We start from the raw sequence: 17,272 nt of genomic DNA, 5'->3' as shown, positions 1-17,272 counted from the left end.
CCGGTGGGCCGGGCAGCGCGCGGCAATAATCACAAGGAAACTCTGGATGGATGCGTTGCTGATAATCGGTGGCCTGCTGTTGATGCTGGCCGGGCTGGTCTGGCTGGTCATGCGGGCCTTCGGTACCAGCCTGCTGTGGGGCTGGGGCAGTCTGATTCCACCGATCACCCTGATCTATATCCTGCGTCACTGGGCGCGGGCACGCAGCGCGATGATGCTGGTGGGGCTGGGGGTGATCCCCCTAGTGGTGGGTCTGACCCTGCTGGCCAGCAAGGACGCCGAGCGTCTGGCGGCCATCGTGCGTCTCGACTGGCTCAAGCCCGAGGTGCAGGAGCCGGCCGAGCTGGCCATCGAGCTTTCCGGCCAGCTCAACGGGCAGCCCTTCCGTCCGCAGCAGGGCGAGTTGATCGATGGCGTGCTGAGCCTGCGTGAAGGCCTGGATTTCTTCGCCCAGCGCGAACTGAGCATTCGTCTGCCGCAGCCGGCAAGCGGTGCGGTGCGCGTCGACGTGTTGCCGCAGGACGAAGGCCAGTTGCCGGAGGTGGAACTGAGCTGGCTGCTGCCGGAGCAGGATCTGCCCGAGGCACGGCGCCTGAGCCGCGGCTATACCCTGCATCTGGATCTGCGGCCGCAGGCGCCCAATCGTCTGGTGGGCGACTTCCATCTGGTCCTGCCGCCGCGGTTCAAGACCAGCCTGAGCGGCCGTGTGGAGCTGTACAGCGATCGGCTGCGTTATGTGGGCGACGACGTGGATCGCAGTTTCGACTCGCGCGACACCATCGCCCACGTGCTGCAGGACTACCTGCAGAGGCGCTTCGCCAGCCGTGACGTGCGTGAGCTGAAAGTGCCACCGTTCACCTTCGAAGGCGACAGTCTGGAGCTGCAGGTCGAAGCGCTGATCGACCAGCGCAGTGAACGCCTGCCGATTCGTCTGCACAAGCGCCCGGCACAGGGCTGGGCGGTCGAGGGCGATCGCTTCGCGCCGCTGCCGGCCGTGGCCGAGGCGCCGCCTGCGTCGCAGATTGAAGCTGCGCCTGCAGAGGAGCGCGTCAGTCGCCCGGCAGACCGACGCCAGCGCTTCAGCCTGGCGCGTCTGCAACGCAATCCCGAGCAGTACCGTAACCTCAGCATGCGCCTGAGCCGCGCCAGTGGCGGCACCGTTGAGGGGCGTTTCGTCGGCATCGATGCCGACGGCAGCATTCGTCTGGCCCAGCAGATGGGCAGTGGCGGCGGGCAGGCCAGCTTCAGTTTCCAACCGGAAGAAATCGGCCGTCTGGAGCTGCTCGAACCCTAAGCCCTTGAAATTGATCGTACTGCCCCCATCTGCAGGACATCCGCCGCTCGCGCGGCATAGTCCTGCATGTGGAGTTAGACGACCATGAGTGTGGAAACTCAAAAAGAGACCCTGGGCTTCCAGACCGAGGTGAAGCAGCTGCTGCACCTGATGATCCATTCGCTGTACTCGAACAAGGAAATCTTCCTGCGCGAGTTGATCTCCAACGCCTCCGACGCCGCCGACAAGCTGCGTTTCGAGGCGCTGGCCAAGCCCGAGCTGCTCGAAGGCGGCGCCGAGCTGAAAATTCGCCTGAGCTTCGACAAGGACGCCAAGACCGTCACCCTCGAAGACAACGGCATCGGCATGAGCCGCGATGAAGTCATCGCGCATCTGGGCACCATCGCCAAGTCCGGTACCGCCGACTTCCTCAAGAACCTCTCCGGCGATCAGAAGAAGGATTCGCACCTTATCGGTCAGTTCGGTGTGGGCTTCTACTCGGCCTTTATCGTCGCCGACAAGGTGGACGTCTTCACCCGTCGTGCCGGCCTGTCGGCCGCCGAGGGCGTGCACTGGGCGTCGCAAGGCGAGGGCGAGTTCGAGGTCGCCACCGTCGACAAGGCCGAGCGCGGTACTCGCATCGTCCTGCACCTGAAAGCTGGCGAAGAAGAGTTCGCCGACGGCTGGCGCCTGCGCAACATCGTCAAGAAGTACTCCGACCATATCGCGCTGCCCATCGAACTGCCGAAAGAGCACTACGGTGAGGAGAAGGACAAGCCGGCCGAGGTCGAGTGGGAAACCGTCAACCGCGCCAGTGCCCTGTGGACCCGCCCGCGTGCCGAGGTCAAGGACGAGGAATACCAGGAGTTCTACAAGCACGTCGCCCATGACTTCGAGAACCCGCTGACCTGGAGCCACAACAAGGTCGAGGGCAAGCTGGAATACACCTCGCTGCTCTATGTGCCGAGTCGCGCTCCGTTCGATCTGTACCATCGCGAAGCGCCCAAGGGCCTCAAGCTCTACGTGCAGCGCGTGTTCATCATGGACCAGGCCGACGAGTTCCTGCCGCTGTACCTGCGCTTCATCAAGGGCGTGGTGGATTCCAACGACCTGTCGCTGAACGTTTCCCGCGAGATCCTGCAGAAGGACCCGGTGATCGACTCGATGAAGTCGGCGCTGACCAAGCGCGTACTGGACATGCTGGAGAAGCTGGCCAAGGACAAGCCCGAAGAATACAAGGCGTTCTGGAAGGCCTTCGGCCAGGTGCTCAAGGAAGGCCCGGCGGAAGACTTCGCCAACAAGGAGAAGATCGCCGGTCTCTTGCGCTTCGCCTCCACCGCCGGCGAGGGCGACGAGCAGTCGGTGTCGCTGGCCGACTACCTGGGCCGGGTCAAGGACGGTCAGGACAAGATCTACTACCTCACCGGCGAATCCTACGCGCAGATCAAGAACAGCCCGCACCTGGAAGTCTTCCGCAAGAAGGGCATCGAAGTGCTGCTGCTCACCGACCGCATCGACGAGTGGCTGATGAGCTACCTGACCGAGTTCGACGGCAAGCAGTTCGTCGACGTGGCCCGTGGCGACCTGGACCTGGGAAAGCTGGACTCGGAAGAGGACAAGAAGGCCCAGGAAGAGGTGGCCAAGGCCAAGGAAGGGTTGATCGAGCGTCTTAAAGGCGCGCTGGGTGAACAGGTCAAGGAGGTGCGCGTGTCGCATCGCCTGACCGATTCGCCGGCGATCCTCGCCATCGGCGATCAGGACCTGGGTCTGCAGATGCGCCAGATTCTCGAGGCCAGCGGACAGAAGGTGCCCGAGTCCAAGCCGATCTTCGAGTTCAACCCGAGCCACCCGCTGATCGAGCGACTGGATGCCGAGGCCGACGAAGACCGTTTCGTCGACCTGACACACATCCTCTTCGATCAGGCCGCGCTGGCCGCCGGCGACAGCTTGAAGGACCCGGCCGCTTATGTGCAGCGCTTGAACAAACTGCTGGTGGAACTGTCCGCCTGACTGGCCACGCTGTAGAAAAGCCCGCTTCGGCGGGCTTTTTTATGGCTCTGCGCACTCTTGCAGGACAAACGAGCCAGTGCCGCAGATGGCGCAAGCGTTCGCCAGGCGCTTGCCCTGGCTAGTGCGGAAATACACTGGACCGGGCTTGGGGGTACTCTGACACGTCCTGTGTCAAACCCGTGCCCCCGCGGCTTGGTCATCGCCGGTTGCAGGGCTATGTTTAGGGGCCAACCCTTGCGAAGGAAGGCCTCTCCATGCAGAAGAAGACACTGGTTCCCCTGTTATGCGCCGCATTCGCCGGTCTTGCCGACGCGGCTGTCGTGACCAAGACGATTGCCTACGAGATCGAGGGCGAAGCTTTCGAAGGCGTGCTGGTATACGACGACTCGGTGACCACGCCGCGCCCGGGGCTGCTCGCCGTGCCCAACTGGATGGGGGTGAACGAGGACACCGTGGCCAAGGCTGCCCGTGCGGCGGGCGACAAGTACGTGGTGTTCGTCGCCGACATGTACGGCAAGTCGATTCGTCCGAGCAACGCCGAAGAAGCGGGGGCCGCGGCCACTGCCGTGCGCGCCGATCGTCCGCTGATGCGCAAGCGTGCTCAGGCGGCGGTCGAGGTGCTCAAGGCGCAGAGCGGCGAGGTGGCGCTGGATCTCGACAGGCTCGGCGCCATCGGCTTCTGCTTCGGCGGCGGCACGGTGCTGGAACTCGCGCGTTCAGGCGCGCCGCTCAAGGGCTTCGTGTCCTTCCACGGCAATCTGGACACGCCCAACCCGAGTGATGCGAAGAACATTCAGGCGCCGGTGCTGGTGCTGCACGGTGCCGATGATCCGGCCGTGCCGCAGGAGCAGGTCGACGGCTTCATCGCCGAAATGAAGGCGGCCAAGACCGACTGGCAACTGGTCAGCTACGGCGGCGCGGTGCACTCGTTCACCAACCCCAAGGCCAACGTGCCGGGGCGCAACGAATACCACCCGGTGGTGGCCGCGCGGGCCTTCAAGGCGATGAACGATCTGTTCGACGAGGTCTTCGCCAAGCAGTGAGGGCGGGTTGCAGCCAGGGCCTGAACGAAAGGCTGCGCTCATCGGGCGCAGCCTTTTTTCATGCTCACTGCGCCGGCAGTACGGCGATGTCGATGATGCCGTCCGGCAGCTCGGCCACCTCTCCCAGGGTGGTGGGCTTGCCGCTGGCCAGATCGAGCTGATGCAGGGTCTTGCCGGTCAGCACGTAGGCGGTGTTGCCACCCTTGCCATCGCTGGCGATATCCATGGCGGCCGCCTCTAGGCCATCGGCGACCTTGCCGACCAGTTGCTGCACGCCGTCGTTTGGCGGGTTCTGCAGCATCAGGCCGGCGCTGGCCAGGTCGATGTTGTACAGCGCGGTGCTTTGCGTGCCGGCATAGGCATTGGTGTAGGCGCCGGCGACCACCTTGGGCTGCTGACCGGCGTAAGGGCCGTCGGCGGCGTAGGCGAGCTTGCCGTCCACGGCCACTTCACCGGTATCGACATTCACCCGCAGGCTGGTGCCGTCCGGGCCGAGCAGGCGCAGGCGGTCGGCCACCGGGTTGAAGTCGACCACGGCCTGGCCGCTGCCTGACAGCGCGGTTTGCAGTTTGCTGCCTGCGGTCGCCTGACCGCTGGCGGCGTCGAGGGTGTAGAGCTGATCGGTGCCGCTCAGGGCATAGAGCTGACCGTTGGCGGGGCGCACATCCAGGCCGCGCAGGTCGCTGGCGCCGCTGACCGCCATGCTGGCAGTGACCTTGAGGCTGGCGACATCGACCTTGTACAGCGTGCCATCGGCGCTCAGTGCGAGCAGTTCGGTGGCGCCGGCGGCACCTGCGCCCAGAGTCAGCAGGCCGGCGGTGCAGAGGGAAGTGATGCGTTTCATGTGGGTTCCTCGTGAAGATTTCAGCATCGAGACGAAGCCGGCTGGCCGGTTTCGCAGGTGCCTCGACGAAACACCTGTGAGCTATACCCGCGAGGAATGGAGCTGGATGTCGGCGGCTGAAAATTTTTTCAAGCGGCTTGCCGGCCGAGCGGCCGGCAAGCGCTATCAATTGGCGCTGGCCAGCACGGCTCGACCGATATAGAGCACCGGGCCACTGGGGCGGTCGTAGGGCGAGCCACCGGCCGGCTCCAGCGTCAGCTCGAACAGCTGGCCCGCCTGCACCGCGCCGATCTGCTCGGCAGGCAGGCGCAGCGGCTTGCCGGCCTCGACCAGGCCCAGCGAGCGCGGGCCTTCGGCCGGATCGACCAGCGTCCAGAACTGCAGGGCGCGGCCTTCCGGCACCTGGTCGGCGACCAGCGGATCGAGCAGCAGCGTGCCATCGCTGCCAACCTGGATGACCCAGCCTGGCTGGGCCGCCTCGCCGGGCTGCTGCAGCACCACGGTGTAGCGTTCGCCCACGCTGTCCGGGCTGCGCAGGATCGGCAGCAGCACGGCGACCAGCAGGGCAACGGCCAGTGTGGCGGCGGTCAGGCGCCAGGCCGGCAGGCTGTTCCACCAGTTGGCCAGGGCGCCCGGGCGTGGCTCATCCTGCAGGCCCAGGCTGCGGCGGATTCGCATCCAGAGTGCCGGGGAGGGGGCCTGTGCCGGCAACCGGTCGCTCAGTTCGAGAAAGTGGCGCTCCCAATCCAGGGCCATGCGGGCGGCCTTCTCATCCTCTTCGAGCAACTGGCGCACCTCGGCGGCTTCAGGTTCGTCGAGCAGGCCGAGCAGGTATTCGCCGATCAGGGCGCGGCGTTCTTCGGGGTCATGCGGAATCATGCTTGCAGACACTCCTGCAGCGCGCGCAGGCCGGCGCGGATACGGCCCTTGATGGTGCCCAGCGGTGTGCTCAGGCGGCGGGCGATCTGCTCGTGGGTCAGGCCACGGTAGAAGGCCAGCAGAATCGGATGGCGGCGCGGCCTTTCCAGGCGCTGCAGGCAACTGCGCAGCAGGCGCTGCTCGGATTGCTGCAGCGCCTGTGCCTCGGCCTGCGGGCTGTCGTCCAGCATGCGCTCGATGAAGTCATCGTCCACCTCGATCTGATGCCCGCCGCTGCGCAGGGCGTTGAGCACGCGGTAGCGCAGGATGCTGTGCACCCAGGCGCGACCGCTGCCCAGATCGCGTCGATAGCGCGCGGCGTGCTGCCAGATGCGTACGAACGCGTCGTGCAGACAATCCTCGGCCATATCGCGGCGGCCCAGCATGCTGATGGCCAGGCCGAGCAGTTGCCCGGCCTCCTGCCGGTAGAGCGCCTGGAAGGCGCGCTCGTCGCCACGCGCGCAGGCTTCCAGGGTGCTTTCGTAATCGAAGTCGCGATCTGCCATGGGTCATCCGTTGGCCTGAGAAATCCGCCTGCAGCTTATACCCGCGAGCGGGCGTGCTGGATCACGCAGGCGTAACAAAAAACGGCGGAGATGATGGCCGTTCAGGGACGCGCCAGCCCATAAGCCTCATCGAGAGAAACCCAGCGCTGCAGCGGCCCCTTGCGCGAGGCGTAGCGGATCAGCAGCCAGTTTCCTTGCTGCTCCAGCACCTCGCAGACGTCACCCTCGATCAGGTAGGCCCTGGTCCGGCTCGCCGAGGAGGGGCGATACGAAAGCAAGTTTGTGACAGGCGCCGCCTGGCGCCTGTGTTCGATGGTCGGTTCAGCGCGGCAGTTCGATGCGCGTGGTTTCGCCGGGGACCTGCGGCCAGTCGCCTGCGGCCCAGCGCTGGCGGGCCTGGTCGATCAGTTCGGGGGTGCTGGCGACGAAGTTCCAGTTCATTCGCCGTGGGCCGATGGGTTCGCCGCCGATCAGCGCCAGGTGGCATTCGCCGCAGGCGCTGAGCAGTGGCGTTTCACCCGCCGGGATCACCGCCATGGTGTGGCGGGGCAGGGTTTCGCCATCGAGCTCGGCTTCGCCGTCGATCAGATACAGGGCGCGTTCGCTGTGCTCGGCCGGGATCAGCAGGCTGGCGCCGGCGCTCAGGCGCAGCTCGGCGTAGAGCGTCGGCGAACGTACCGGTACCGGCGACTCGAGACAGAAGCCACTGCCGGCGATCAGGGTGATCTGCACGCCCATGGCATCGCTGCGTGGCAGCGACGCGGCAGGGTGGTAGCTGTAGGCCGGATCGCACTGTTCTTCGGCCTCCGGCAGCGCCAGCCAGACCTGCAGACCGTGGGCCCGCTTGTTCTGCCCGAGCTGTTCGGGCGGCGTGCGCTCGACATGGGCCACCGCGCGCCCTGCGGTCATCCAGCTGACGTCGCCGGGGCCGACCAGCTGATCGGAGCCCAGGCTGTCCTTGTGCTGCAGCTGGCCTTCGAACAGGTAGGTGAGGGTGGACAGGCCGATATGCGGATGCTGGGCGATGTTCAAGCCGCTGCCGGCGGGGTAGTCCTGCTCCAGCATGTGATCGAAGAACACGAAGGGGCCGATGCTGCGAAAGCGTGCCGAGGGCAGGGGGCGCAGGATCGGTTGGCCGGAAATGTCCTCGGCGCGCGGGCGGATCAGCTGCAGCTCGCTCATGCCGGGGCTCCCGCCAGGCGGGTTTCGACCTGGATGTCGGTGGTGGTCATCAGCTTGTGAATCGGGCATTTGTCCGCCACGCGCAACAGTTGCTGGCGCTGCGTCTCGTCCAGTGGCCCCTGGAGCGCCAGGTCGACGACCAGACGGTAGTTGCCCTGGCGCTCCTCGCTGTCGTCACGCTCGATCTGCACGTCGATGCCCTCCAGCGGCAGGCCGCGCTGGCGTGCATACAGCAGCAGGGTCAGGGCCTTGCAGGTGCCGAGGGCAGCGTCGAACAGATCGTGCGGCTCCGGGCCGGCGCCATCCCCGCCCAGCTCGGGCGAGACGTCGCCGATGAGCTGGTGCGAGCCGATTTCGATCTGCTGCTGCAGGCCCTTGTTGTTGTGAATGCGGATCATGGCGCTTCCCTTGAGGTGTGACGAATCGACAATGGCCAGCCTAGCCCAGCCGGCACCGATCACACCAGCGCCGAGAGCCTCACGTCCGCTCCGAGTACACGCAGCAGTTGCCCGCGCTCATCGACGATGGGCACCGAGACGGTAAAGCAGAAATCGTCTGTGGCCGAGGATCGGTAGACTTCGGTGATATGACTTTCCATGCGCTCTGCCACGGCGCGGAACCAGGGCCGCTGGCTCCAGTCGCGGCCGCGGCAGCTGGTGCTTTCGATTTGCGCCACATCGGCGGCGAACAGGTTCTCGGAAAGCTGCACGCCGCGCTTGTCCACCAGATAGAACAGCTCGAAGCGGCCGTCACGGGAAAGGGCGTTTGTCAGCAGGCGTTCGGCTGCCGGCACGTCTTCCTTCAGCGCCGGCTGGTTGGCCAGTTGCTCGACACTGCTGCGCACGGCGCGGTGAATCTCCAGGCGGAAATCTCCCAGCCCGGCGAGCAGACGATCGCCGTCTTCGCGCACCGCCTTGCTGTGGTGCAGCACTTGCCCGGCCTTGCCCAGCAGCTCGCCGGCGACCTGGGCGATGCTTTGCACGTCCCCGTTGATCGAGCGCACGGCCTGGCCGATCTGCTCGGTGCCGGCGGCGATCTGGCCGACCTGGGCGTCGAGGCGATCCATGGCCTGGCGCGTGCTGTCCAGCCCGTCGCTGACGGCAAGGATGCCGCTGCGGCCGTCGGCCACCGCCTGGTTCATCTGCAGACCGGCAGCACCCAGCTGCTGCATGCCTTCGCGAAAGCGCTCGATGATGCTGCCGACCTGGCCGGTGGCGTCGGTGGTATGGCCGGCCAGCCGCCGCACCTCCTCGGCGACCACGGCGAAGCCGCGACCATGCTCCCCGGCGCGTGCGGCCTCGATGGCGGCATTGAGCGCGAGCAGATTGGTCTGCTGGGAAATGCTGGCGATCACGCCGATGACCTTGCTCACTTCATCGAGCTGCCCAACCAGCTGTTCGATGACCTGTGCCAGTTGGGCTTCACTGAGGTCGATCACCTCGACCTGGCGCAAGACGGCCTGACCGCTGGCGTGGCACTGAGCGAGGGTGGCGGAGACCTCGGCGGACAGGCGTGCCACTTCTCCGGCACCGGGTACCAGCTCGGCATCCAGCGTGGTGGTGACCTGTTCGCTGGCGCTGGCGATGAGTTCCGAGGATTGCGCCAGGGTCTGGCCGCTCTGCTGGTTGGCGGCAGCGATTCTTGCCAGCTGCGGCGCGTGGGCCGCGATGCCGACGGCAGCCCCGAGGCTGGCGCGGATGCGCTGTTGTAGCACGGCGCTGAAATCGTTCAGGCGCGCCATCCATTGATAGTGCTCCGGCAGGCGGGTGGTCAGATCGTGGTCGTTGAACAGGGCCTCCAATGCAGCCTCTTCCTGGGCTTTGCGGGCTGGCTTGCGCAGCATCTGCAACATGGTGATTCTCCTCGATGATGTGCATCGAGTGTTGCAAGCCAAGTGCCATCATTGGCTCGACGATTTCGCTGCGCCGCGTCTGCGCATGCCCGGCGGCGGTGAGCGAACCTGGTGCAGGGGCGATCGCTCCGTTCCACGACGAGGCGCTGCAAGCGTCCGAACTTGCGCGCCTGGCTTGCGGTCTATGCTGCTCGTACCGTCAGGAGGACTCGTCTTGCCCATTCGCCGCCCAATGCCCTGGCTGCTGGCCTTAAGCGCAATGCTCGCCTGCAGCGTGCAGGCCCGTGAGTACCGCTACAGCGACGCCCATCTGCACTACGTCGACTTCTTTCAGGAAAGCGCCGGCATGGACGAGTTGCTGGAAAAGATGGCGCAGAACAATGTCGACCACGTGATGTTCTCCGGCATCCCGGTGGCCAAGAAGTGGGACGAGGACGAGCCCAAGCGCCCGCGCTACTACGCAGGCGATGACGCCAATGCCTACTGGTACAGCGCCACCGATGTGTTCATCGCCGCCGCCTACAAGCGTTTGCCGGCCGAGCAGCGCAAACGTTTTCATCCCTTTCTTTCCGGCTTCAACCCCAACGACAAGAACGCCGATGCGCATATCCGCCGCATGCTGGAGCTCGATCCTGGCCTGTGGCAGGGCATCGGCGAGGTCTTCACCCGTCACGATGACCTTACCGCGCTGATCCACGGCAGTGCGCCGCGCGCCAACAACGAAGCCCTGGCGCGGGTCTTTCATCTGGCTGCCGAGTACGACCTGCCGGTGATGCTGCATTCCAACATCACCTCCAAGCGTGAGCGCGAGCCGATCTATCTGCAGGAAATCGAGGCGCCGCTGCGCAATCATCCCCACGTACGTTTCATCTGGGCCCACGCCGGCACCAGTGCGGAAATTCATCGCCATCAGGAGAAGCTCGACTATCTGCTGGCGACCGTGGAGCGCATGCTCGGCCAGTACCCCAACCTCTACATCGACCTGTCCTGGACCATGCTGCGTCCCTATCTGCTGGATCAGGACGGCAAGCCCGATCCTGACTGGGTGCAGCTGGTCAGCAGTTACCCGGAACGTTTCATGATCGGCTCGGACGTGGTGGGGCGCTTTGGCAGCCTGGGCGATTACATGAAAGGCTTCGACCCCTTCCTCGACGCCTTGCCGGAAGCGGTCGCGCACAAGGTGGCACGGGACAATTTCCTCTCCGTGCTGCCGCGTCGGGTGCAGGCCGAGCTGGATCGCTAGCAGGACTGTCATCAGCCTGTCATTCGCGCGTCATAGGCTCGCGCTCATCTCAACGAGGAGCGCACCATGCATTACACCCGAGTGGCCGTGATGGCCGGTCTTTTCGCCTTTGCCGGCCTGACCCAGGCCGACGTCCGTGTGGAAGGGCCGGTGGAATACGGCATCTTCAGCAGCCAGTATCAGGACTACCAGCCCGGCGAGCGCGTGCTGACCCGCAGCAATCAGGAAATTCAGCGTACCGAACAGATTCCCGCCAAGCTGGGTACCAAGTTCGGCCTGCGCTACAGCCTCGCCGGCAAGCGCGAGGGTGATGCGCCGCTGACCCTGCTTTACCTCACTCCAGGCGTGGTCACGCCGGACGGCCAGCGCCACGACAAGTTCGAGGTGCAGCAGAAGCTGGTGGTCGGCGCGCCGCAGGACGTGATGGCCTTCGAATTCACCGAACACCACGAGGTGGTGCCCGGCGAATGGCACTTCATCGTCTATCAGGGCGACCGCAAGCTGGCCGAACAGCGTTTCACGGTGCGCTGATCAAAGCAGGATGATCGCCCAGGTCAGGGCGATCATCAGCAGCGCGACCATCTGCGCCGCGCTGCCCATGTCCTTGGCCTGCTTGGACAGCGGGTGCAGGTTCAGCGAGATGCGGTCGACCACCGCCTCGATGGCGGAATTGAGCAGCTCCACCACCAGTGCCACCAGCGGCGCGAGCACCAGCAACGCACGCTCGGCGCGGCTGACATCGACCAGTCCGGCCAGCGGCAGCAGCACCAGGTTCAGCCAGACCAGTTGACGAAAGGCCGCTTCGCCCTGATAGGCCGCACGTAGCCCGGCCAGCGAATAGCCGGTGGCATCGAGGATGCGCGCCAGGCCGCGGCGCCCCTTGAAGGACAGAGCGTCCAGATCGGAACTGTCATTCATCGCGGAAACCCGCCCCAGGGATCGTTCAGTGCCTGCTGGTAAACCTGGCGCAGGTAAGCCATGTCGGCGTCGGGCATGGCGCCACGGTGTCGATCCAGCTGGCCCAGGTCGCGCCGCGAGGCGCTGGCGACGCGCCAACGTCGCCGGCTCTTCTCCAGATCCAGCAGGGCGATGTCCACGTCGCCATCGCTACGGGCTTTGACGAACAGGTGCTTGGCATAGCAGCAGCCGTGCTGCCAACCGCCCAGGTGCAGGCGCGCCAGGGTCTGCGCCAAGCGCTGCAGCATGACCTGATTGAGCTGTGGCGCATGTGGCTCGCTGTACCATTGCTCCAGGCTGACGAAGCCCGGCAACGCTTCGGTGACCAGCAAGGCTTGCCAGTGCCCGCCTTGTTTGCGGGCTGCGCAGTAGACGATGTTCGGTGTACCAATGCTGAGGCGGGCGAGGGCACGATAGGCCTGCAGCTCACGCAGAATCGTCGGCCGACCCAATGGATGGCGCAGCGAGCGATAGGTGTGTCCGTTCTGGCGTTTGCAGTAGAGGTGCGGCGTGCTGCCGTCCCAGTGCTGCAGCAGGCGTACGCCGCTCTCGCCGCCGCGCCGCTGGTTGGCCGGCTCGACCCATTGACCAGGGCTGTGCCACCAGCGATCGAACTCGGTCGAGGGCAGAGCGGTCAGTGCTTGTTCGCTGAGAACCCCCATTTCAGGCCACCTTGCGCAGTACGTAGGTACGCCACATGGCGTAGCCGGGCAGGAAGCCCAGGTGGCCGAGTACGGCGAAGCCGGCTTGGTGGAACTCATCCTCCACGGTCTTGCGGGGAACGACGAAGCGGTTCTGGTTCTGCGCCGCACGGCCCTGAGCGGCACGCCTGGCCTCCAGGCGCCGACGCTTCCAGGCCTTGTAGTTGCCGTCGACCCACAGCGAGACGATCACCGTGTCGCGGCTGACGCGGTGGAACTCGCGAAGGATGGCCAGACGGTGCTCGGCCGACTCGATGTGATGCAGCAGGCGAATGCAGAAGATGCAGTCCACTGCATTGGCACTCAGGTCGATAGCGAAGGCCGAGGTGCGAAAGCTGTTGACCCTCGCCACCACCTCGGGCGCCTGCGCGGCACGCGCGGTGGCAAGCATGTCGGCGGAGTTGTCGGCGGCGAAGATCACCCGGTTTGGCTGTTCGCAGAGCATCGGCCAGAAGCGGCCGGCGCCGCAGGGCAGGTCGAGTACCAGGTTCGGCTGATCGGCCAGCTGCAGCGCGCGGCGCGCCACCTGCACGTCGCGCCAGTGGGACAGGCGCCGAAACAGGCCGTCCTGGTGCTTGTGGAGGTATTGCTGGGCGTGCTCGAAATCGTACTTGCGGGAAAAATCCAGTTCGATGGGGCTTGGCTTGGGCATGACGAACGTCCCTTGATGGTTACGTTCGCCACCTTAGAGAGCCGCGCATCAAGGTCCCGTCAAAGGGACGTGAAAATTTCGTCAAGCGCCATTGTTGAGTGTCACGCGAAAGCGCGTATGGCCCGGCTCACTCTCCAGGCTGACCTGCCAGCCCTGTTTGGCGCAGATGCGCTTGACCAGCGACAGGCCAAGGCCGAGGCCCTCGCCGCGGGCCTGGGCACCGCGTACGAATGGCTGGAAGATCCGCTCGTGCTGCTCGGCAGGAATGCCGGCACCACTGTCCTCGATGCGAAAGGCGCCGGATTCGAGAATCAGACGCACCTCGCCGTGCTCGGTGTAGTGCAGGGCGTTGCGCAGCAGGTTGCTCATCACCGTGGCGAGAAAGGTGGCGTTGTACAGACCAGCGTCCTGGCCTTCATCGATCATCCGGAAATCCAGCCCCTTTTCCTTGATCAGGTCGCCCCAGCGGCTGGCTTGTTCATTGGCGATGGCGGCCAGGCTGCGGTCGCCAACGAATGCCGCTTCGTTGCTCTTGTCCCGCGCCAGCTGCAGGAAGGTCTGTACCAGCTCACGCATCTCCTCGCTGGCGCGGGCAATGCGTGCCACCTGTTCCCTCTCGCGCGGGCCCAATGGCGCCTCGGCGAGCAGCTCGCAGGAGGTGGCGATGACCATCAGCGGCGTGCGCAGCTCATGGCTGACATCGCTGGTGAACAGGCGCTCGCGTTCCAGGGACTGGCGCACCTGGCCCAAGGTGCTGTCGAAGGCAGCTGCCAGCTGGCCGATCTCGTCGTTGGGGTAGTCCGGGGCCAAGGGCGGCGCCAGCGGGTGCAGCTGGTCGCGGTGGCGCACCTGCTGGGCCAGGCGGCTGACAGGGGCCATGACCTTGCGTGCGGTGATCAGGCCCAGGCCCCAGGCCGCTATCACGGTGAGCAGAAAACCAGCCAGGACCACACTGAAAAGAGCGCTCTCCCTGGCTTCGAACTCCTGTTGATCCTCCACCAGGAGGTAGGTTTCGCCATTGATGTTCTCCACGTACACGTAGAACGCCTGTTCGCCGCTGACCACCTCGTTGAATCCTTCCGACAACCCCTGATAGTCAGGCGGGATCGCATAGTCCGGGTATGCCGAGGAAAAGAAACGGGTGCTGCTGTCGAGCCGTGGCGAGCGCCCCTGACGGATATCCTCGTTCAATGTTTCGTGCAGCTCGCGGCTCAGCTCCTGCGATACCAGGTGTTCCTCGATGAAATGCACCACCGCGACGATGCTCAGGGAAAACAGCCCGCTGACCACCGTGGTCATCAGCACGAAGGCGATCAGGATGCGCCGCTCGAACGGCTGCTTAGACAGCATCGGTGCTCTCCGCGAGGCGATAACCGACGCCGTGAATGGTATGCAGCAGGGGCGTGGGGAAGGGTTTGTCGAGCACCTGGCGCAACTGGTGAATGTGGCTGCGCAGGCTGTCGCTGTCCGGGCAGTCGTCGCCCCACAGCGCTTCTTCCAGCGCCTCACGGCGCACCACGGCCGGGCTGCGCTGCATGAGAATGGCCAGCAGCTTGAGGCCCAGCGGGTTGAGTTTGAGCGCTTGGCCGGCGCGGCTGACGTGCAGGGTGTCGAGGTCGTAGTTGAGGTCGGCGACCTGCAGCTGGCGTTTGCGGCTGCCGCGGCTGCGGCGCAGGATCGCCTCGATGCGCGCCACCAGTTCGGACAGGGCGAAGGGCTTGATCAGGTAATCGTCGGCACCGGCATTGAGTCCTTTCAGGCGATCATCCAGGGCATCTCGCGCAGTGAGCATCAGGATCGGCACTTCGCTGCGACCATCCTCGCGCAGGCGCTTGCATACCTGATAGCCGTCGATGCCGGGCAGCATGATGTCCAGCACGATCAGGTCGTAATGACCGCTGCTGGCCAGGTGCAGGCCGCTCAGGCCGTCTTGCGCGCAGTCCACGGAGAAGCCCTTGAGCTGCAGATAGTCGAGCACGTTGGCGAGAATGTCTCGGTTGTCTTCGATGACCAGAATGCGCATCGCGGTTTATTCCTGGGTTTGACGATTTTTTCACACGGCTTTGACGAGAGGCTCACGGTGCGCCTCGCAGACTGCGGCTCGTTCATCCTGGAAGGATCATACGATGCCACGGCTTCATTACGCGCAACTTCGTTATCTGTCGATCATTCTGCTGGCCTGGCTGGCAGTGTTTTTCCTCACCCGCAGCGTATTGCTGCTCGGGCACCTGGGCGATGCCGGCGTGACGCTGGCGGGGCTGCTTGGCCTGTATGGTGTCGGCCTGGTGTACGACCTCAGCTTCCTGGTGTACGCCGCGCTGCCGCTGGCCCTGTACCTGATGCTCTGTCCGGCCTGGTTATGGCGCCGTCGCTGGCATCAGCGCCTGCTGGTCGCCCTGGTGGCCGTCAGCCTGTTCGCCATGCTCTTCACCGCAGTGGCCGAATGGCTGTTCTGGGACGAGTTCGGCGTGCGCTTCAACTTCATCGCCGTCGACTACCTCGTTTACTCCAAGGAGGTGGTGGACAACATCCTTGAGTCCTATCCGATCTATCCGTTGCTGGCCCTGCTGGCTGCCCTGGCCATAGGCCTGACGCTGGCGCTGCGACGGCCGCTGCGGGCCGCACTGGAGGCACCGCGCCTGCCTGCGCTGCAGGCTGTCAGTACGCTGGTCATGCTGGCGTTGCTGGCAGGCCTGTGCAGTGGCCTGGTCGGGCAGGACGCGCCGCGTGGCCTGGGTGGCAACACCTACCAGCGGGAGCTGGCCAGCAACGGCCCCTACCAGTTCTTCGCCGCATTCCGTAACAACGAACTGGATTATCAGCAGTTCTATGCCACCTTGCCTGATACGCTGGTGGCTGCGCAGCTGCGCGCTGAGGTGGCCGAGCCCAATGCCCGTTTCATCGGCAGCGATCCGCAGGACATCCGCCGGCTGATCGACAACCCCGGCTCGCCGCGCAAGCTCAATGTGGTGCTGGTGACCATCGAGAGCCTGAGTGCCAAGTATCTGGGCAGTTTCGGCGACACCCGCGGGCTGACCCCGAACCTTGACGAGCTGCGCAAGCACGCCCTGATTTTCACCAACTTCTACGCCACCGGCACGCGCACCGACCGCGGCCTTGAAGCGCTGACCCTGTCGGTACCGCCGACACCAGGGCGCTCCATCGTCAAGCGCATCGGCCGTGAGTCCGGTTACGCCAGCCTGGGCCAGCAACTGAGCGCCCAGGGCTACGACAGTGTCTTCGTCTACGGCGGCCGCGGCTACTTCGACAACATGAACGCCTTCTTCGGCGGCAACGGTTATCGCGTTGTCGACCAGAGCAGCGTCGACGAGGCCGAGATGAGCTTCCAGAACGCCTGGGGCATGGCCGACGAGGATCTCTATCGCCAGGCGATCAAGGTGGCCGACGCTGATCATGCCGCCGGCAAGCCGTTCCTCCTGCAACTGATGACTACCTCCAACCACCGTCCCTACACCTACCCGGACGGGCGCATCGACATTGCCGCCGGCGACGGTCGTGAAGGAGCGGTGAAGTACACCGATTACGCCATCGGCCAGTTCCTCGCCGAGGCGCGCAGCAAGCCCTGGTTCGATCAGACGCTATTCGTCTTCGTCGCCGACCATACCGCCGGCAGTGCCGGGCGTGAGGATCTGCCGGTGGCCAACTACCACATCCCCTTATTCATCTATGCCCCCAGCTACATCGAGCCGGGCGAGTACAGCGATGTGGCCAGCCAGATCGACGTGGCGCCGACGCTGCTCGGCCTGCTCAATCTGGATTACGTCTCCACCTTCTTCGGCCGCAACCTGCTCCGCGCGGATCATCCAGCAGGCCGCGCGCTGCTGGGCAACTACCAGCATCTTGGACTGTTCGACGGCAAGGACCTGGCGATTCTCAGCCCGCGTCGGGGCATGCGCCGCCATGACGACGCCCTGGGGCTGAGCCATGAGTCGCGCAGCGATGGCGACGATCCGCTGCTGCGTCGCGACATCGCTTACTACCAGGGCGCCAGCCATGCCTTCAGTAAACATCTGATGGCCTGGCATCCAGATAGCCAATCCAGCCAGCAACTCAGTGAGCGCTAAGGAGTG

Annotated in this window: 18 protein-coding genes; 6 read left to right on the top strand and 12 right to left on the bottom strand. The window is 65.1% G+C overall.

Features of this window, described 5'->3' with window-relative positions; genetic code table 11:
- Nucleotides 1-46: 46 nt before the first annotated feature.
- The 3 genes from N7333_RS06410 to N7333_RS06400 all read left to right on the top strand — a co-directional run bounded on the left by N7333_RS06410 (nucleotide 47) and on the right by N7333_RS06400 (nucleotide 4,326).
- Nucleotides 47-1,294 (top strand): MFS transporter, encoded by a 1,248-nt coding sequence (locus N7333_RS06410; RefSeq protein ID WP_129483634.1) that lies wholly within the window; start codon nucleotides 47-49, stop codon nucleotides 1,292-1,294.
- Between the two features lie 84 nt (nucleotides 1,295-1,378).
- Entirely contained in the window at nucleotides 1,379-3,283 is a 1,905-nt protein-coding gene (gene htpG / locus N7333_RS06405; protein ID WP_129483633.1) for a molecular chaperone HtpG, read from the top strand.
- Nucleotides 3,284-3,537: 254 nt separating this feature from the next.
- Nucleotides 3,538-4,326 (top strand): dienelactone hydrolase family protein, encoded by a 789-nt coding sequence (locus N7333_RS06400; RefSeq protein ID WP_096826593.1) that lies wholly within the window; start codon nucleotides 3,538-3,540, stop codon nucleotides 4,324-4,326.
- A gap of 64 nt (nucleotides 4,327-4,390) precedes the next feature.
- On the opposite strand, the gene N7333_RS06395 is transcribed toward N7333_RS06400, so the two are convergent.
- The 7 genes from N7333_RS06395 to N7333_RS06365 form a co-directional block, all read right to left on the bottom strand.
- Nucleotides 4,391-5,170 carry a DUF4394 domain-containing protein gene (locus tag N7333_RS06395; protein ID WP_129483632.1) on the bottom strand — a complete coding sequence of 260 codons (780 nt, stop codon included), beginning with the start codon at nucleotides 5,168-5,170 and terminating at the stop codon, nucleotides 4,391-4,393.
- A 165-nt stretch (nucleotides 5,171-5,335) separates the two neighbouring features.
- Entirely contained in the window at nucleotides 5,336-6,049 is a 714-nt protein-coding gene (locus N7333_RS06390; protein WP_129483631.1) for an anti-sigma factor, read from the bottom strand.
- Nucleotides 6,046-6,594 carry a sigma-70 family RNA polymerase sigma factor gene (locus N7333_RS06385; RefSeq protein ID WP_129483630.1) on the bottom strand — a complete coding sequence of 183 codons (549 nt, stop codon included), beginning with the start codon at nucleotides 6,592-6,594 and terminating at the stop codon, nucleotides 6,046-6,048. The genes N7333_RS06390 and N7333_RS06385 overlap by 4 nt, the downstream gene beginning before the upstream one ends.
- Nucleotides 6,595-6,695: 101 nt before the next feature.
- A complete protein-coding gene (locus N7333_RS06380) occupies nucleotides 6,696-6,872 on the bottom strand; it encodes a hypothetical protein (protein WP_177491257.1) in 177 nt (58 codons plus the stop codon).
- Nucleotides 6,873-6,915: 43 nt separating this feature from the next.
- A complete protein-coding gene (locus tag N7333_RS06375) occupies nucleotides 6,916-7,776 on the bottom strand; it encodes a pirin family protein (RefSeq protein ID WP_129483629.1) in 861 nt (286 codons plus the stop codon).
- On the bottom strand, nucleotides 7,773-8,174 hold the full coding sequence (locus tag N7333_RS06370; protein WP_129483628.1) for an OsmC family protein: 402 nt from the start codon (nucleotides 8,172-8,174) through the stop codon (nucleotides 7,773-7,775). The genes N7333_RS06375 and N7333_RS06370 overlap by 4 nt, the downstream gene beginning before the upstream one ends.
- 59 nt (nucleotides 8,175-8,233) lie before the next feature.
- Nucleotides 8,234-9,628: a methyl-accepting chemotaxis protein gene (locus N7333_RS06365; protein WP_129483627.1), complete on the bottom strand. Its 1,395-nt coding sequence runs from the start codon at nucleotides 9,626-9,628 to the stop codon at nucleotides 8,234-8,236.
- Between the two features lie 232 nt (nucleotides 9,629-9,860).
- On the opposite strand from N7333_RS06365, the gene N7333_RS06360 reads away from it, so the two are divergent.
- Both N7333_RS06360 and N7333_RS06355 read left to right on the top strand, forming a co-directional pair.
- Nucleotides 9,861-10,871: an amidohydrolase family protein gene (locus tag N7333_RS06360; protein ID WP_012018780.1), complete on the top strand. Its 1,011-nt coding sequence runs from the start codon at nucleotides 9,861-9,863 to the stop codon at nucleotides 10,869-10,871.
- Between the two features lie 66 nt (nucleotides 10,872-10,937).
- The gene (locus N7333_RS06355) at nucleotides 10,938-11,402 is read left to right on the top strand and encodes a DUF3859 domain-containing protein (protein ID WP_096826589.1); all 465 of its coding nucleotides are present in this window, start codon (nucleotides 10,938-10,940) and stop codon (nucleotides 11,400-11,402) included.
- Here the strand turns inward: N7333_RS06355 and N7333_RS06350 are convergent, their stop codons facing one another.
- The 5 genes from N7333_RS06350 to N7333_RS06330 all read right to left on the bottom strand — a co-directional run bounded on the left by N7333_RS06350 (nucleotide 11,403) and on the right by N7333_RS06330 (nucleotide 15,204).
- Nucleotides 11,403-11,789: a diacylglycerol kinase gene (locus N7333_RS06350; RefSeq protein ID WP_096826588.1), complete on the bottom strand. Its 387-nt coding sequence runs from the start codon at nucleotides 11,787-11,789 to the stop codon at nucleotides 11,403-11,405.
- On the bottom strand, nucleotides 11,786-12,490 hold the full coding sequence (locus N7333_RS06345) for a lipopolysaccharide kinase InaA family protein (protein ID WP_096826587.1): 705 nt from the start codon (nucleotides 12,488-12,490) through the stop codon (nucleotides 11,786-11,788). The genes N7333_RS06350 and N7333_RS06345 overlap by 4 nt, the downstream gene beginning before the upstream one ends.
- A 1-nt stretch (nucleotide 12,491) precedes the next feature.
- A complete protein-coding gene (locus N7333_RS06340) occupies nucleotides 12,492-13,181 on the bottom strand; it encodes a class I SAM-dependent methyltransferase (protein WP_148118029.1) in 690 nt (229 codons plus the stop codon).
- A gap of 81 nt (nucleotides 13,182-13,262) precedes the next feature.
- Nucleotides 13,263-14,531 carry a HAMP domain-containing sensor histidine kinase gene (locus tag N7333_RS06335; protein WP_279858600.1) on the bottom strand — a complete coding sequence of 423 codons (1,269 nt, stop codon included), beginning with the start codon at nucleotides 14,529-14,531 and terminating at the stop codon, nucleotides 13,263-13,265.
- Nucleotides 14,521-15,204 (bottom strand): response regulator transcription factor, encoded by a 684-nt coding sequence (locus tag N7333_RS06330; protein ID WP_148118031.1) that lies wholly within the window; start codon nucleotides 15,202-15,204, stop codon nucleotides 14,521-14,523. Before N7333_RS06330 ends, N7333_RS06335 begins: the two co-directional genes overlap by 11 nt.
- Nucleotides 15,205-15,307: 103 nt before the next feature.
- Between N7333_RS06330 and N7333_RS06325 the strand changes: the two genes are divergently transcribed.
- Nucleotides 15,308-17,266: an LTA synthase family protein gene (locus tag N7333_RS06325; RefSeq protein ID WP_148118032.1), complete on the top strand. Its 1,959-nt coding sequence runs from the start codon at nucleotides 15,308-15,310 to the stop codon at nucleotides 17,264-17,266.
- Nucleotides 17,267-17,272: the final 6 nt, after the last annotated feature.

The sequence above is a fragment of the Pseudomonas sp. GD04158 genome, assembly GCF_029834875.1.
Classification (GTDB): domain Bacteria; phylum Pseudomonadota; class Gammaproteobacteria; order Pseudomonadales; family Pseudomonadaceae; genus Aquipseudomonas; species Aquipseudomonas hydrolytica.
The sequence above is the reverse complement of the archived record's forward strand: the minus strand, read 5'-3'. Positions and strand labels throughout refer to the sequence as shown.

Excerpts from the sequence above, each read along its gene's own strand:
- N7333_RS06340 (WP_148118029.1), bottom strand. The coding sequence starts at position 13,181 with ATGCCCAAGCCAAGCCCCATCGAACTGGATTTTTCCCGCAAGTACGAT.
- N7333_RS06350 (WP_096826588.1), bottom strand. The coding sequence starts at position 11,789 with ATGAATGACAGTTCCGATCTGGACGCTCTGTCCTTCAAGGGGCGCCGC.
- N7333_RS06335 (WP_279858600.1), bottom strand. The coding sequence starts at position 14,531 with ATGCTGTCTAAGCAGCCGTTCGAGCGGCGCATCCTGATCGCCTTCGTG.
- N7333_RS06410 (WP_129483634.1), top strand. The coding sequence starts at position 47 with ATGGATGCGTTGCTGATAATCGGTGGCCTGCTGTTGATGCTGGCCGGG.
- N7333_RS06375 (WP_129483629.1), bottom strand. The coding sequence starts at position 7,776 with ATGAGCGAGCTGCAGCTGATCCGCCCGCGCGCCGAGGACATTTCCGGC.
- N7333_RS06395 (WP_129483632.1), bottom strand. The coding sequence starts at position 5,170 with ATGAAACGCATCACTTCCCTCTGCACCGCCGGCCTGCTGACTCTGGGC.
- N7333_RS06355 (WP_096826589.1), top strand. The coding sequence starts at position 10,938 with ATGCATTACACCCGAGTGGCCGTGATGGCCGGTCTTTTCGCCTTTGCC.
- N7333_RS06390 (WP_129483631.1), bottom strand. The coding sequence starts at position 6,049 with ATGATTCCGCATGACCCCGAAGAACGCCGCGCCCTGATCGGCGAATAC.
- N7333_RS06370 (WP_129483628.1), bottom strand. The coding sequence starts at position 8,174 with ATGATCCGCATTCACAACAACAAGGGCCTGCAGCAGCAGATCGAAATC.
- htpG (WP_129483633.1), top strand. The coding sequence starts at position 1,379 with ATGAGTGTGGAAACTCAAAAAGAGACCCTGGGCTTCCAGACCGAGGTG.
- N7333_RS06400 (WP_096826593.1), top strand. The coding sequence starts at position 3,538 with ATGCAGAAGAAGACACTGGTTCCCCTGTTATGCGCCGCATTCGCCGGT.
- N7333_RS06385 (WP_129483630.1), bottom strand. The coding sequence starts at position 6,594 with ATGGCAGATCGCGACTTCGATTACGAAAGCACCCTGGAAGCCTGCGCG.
- N7333_RS06325 (WP_148118032.1), top strand. The coding sequence starts at position 15,308 with ATGCCACGGCTTCATTACGCGCAACTTCGTTATCTGTCGATCATTCTG.
- N7333_RS06365 (WP_129483627.1), bottom strand. The coding sequence starts at position 9,628 with ATGTTGCAGATGCTGCGCAAGCCAGCCCGCAAAGCCCAGGAAGAGGCT.
- N7333_RS06330 (WP_148118031.1), bottom strand. The coding sequence starts at position 15,204 with ATGCGCATTCTGGTCATCGAAGACAACCGAGACATTCTCGCCAACGTG.
- N7333_RS06345 (WP_096826587.1), bottom strand. The coding sequence starts at position 12,490 with ATGGGGGTTCTCAGCGAACAAGCACTGACCGCTCTGCCCTCGACCGAG.
- N7333_RS06360 (WP_012018780.1), top strand. The coding sequence starts at position 9,861 with ATGCCCTGGCTGCTGGCCTTAAGCGCAATGCTCGCCTGCAGCGTGCAG.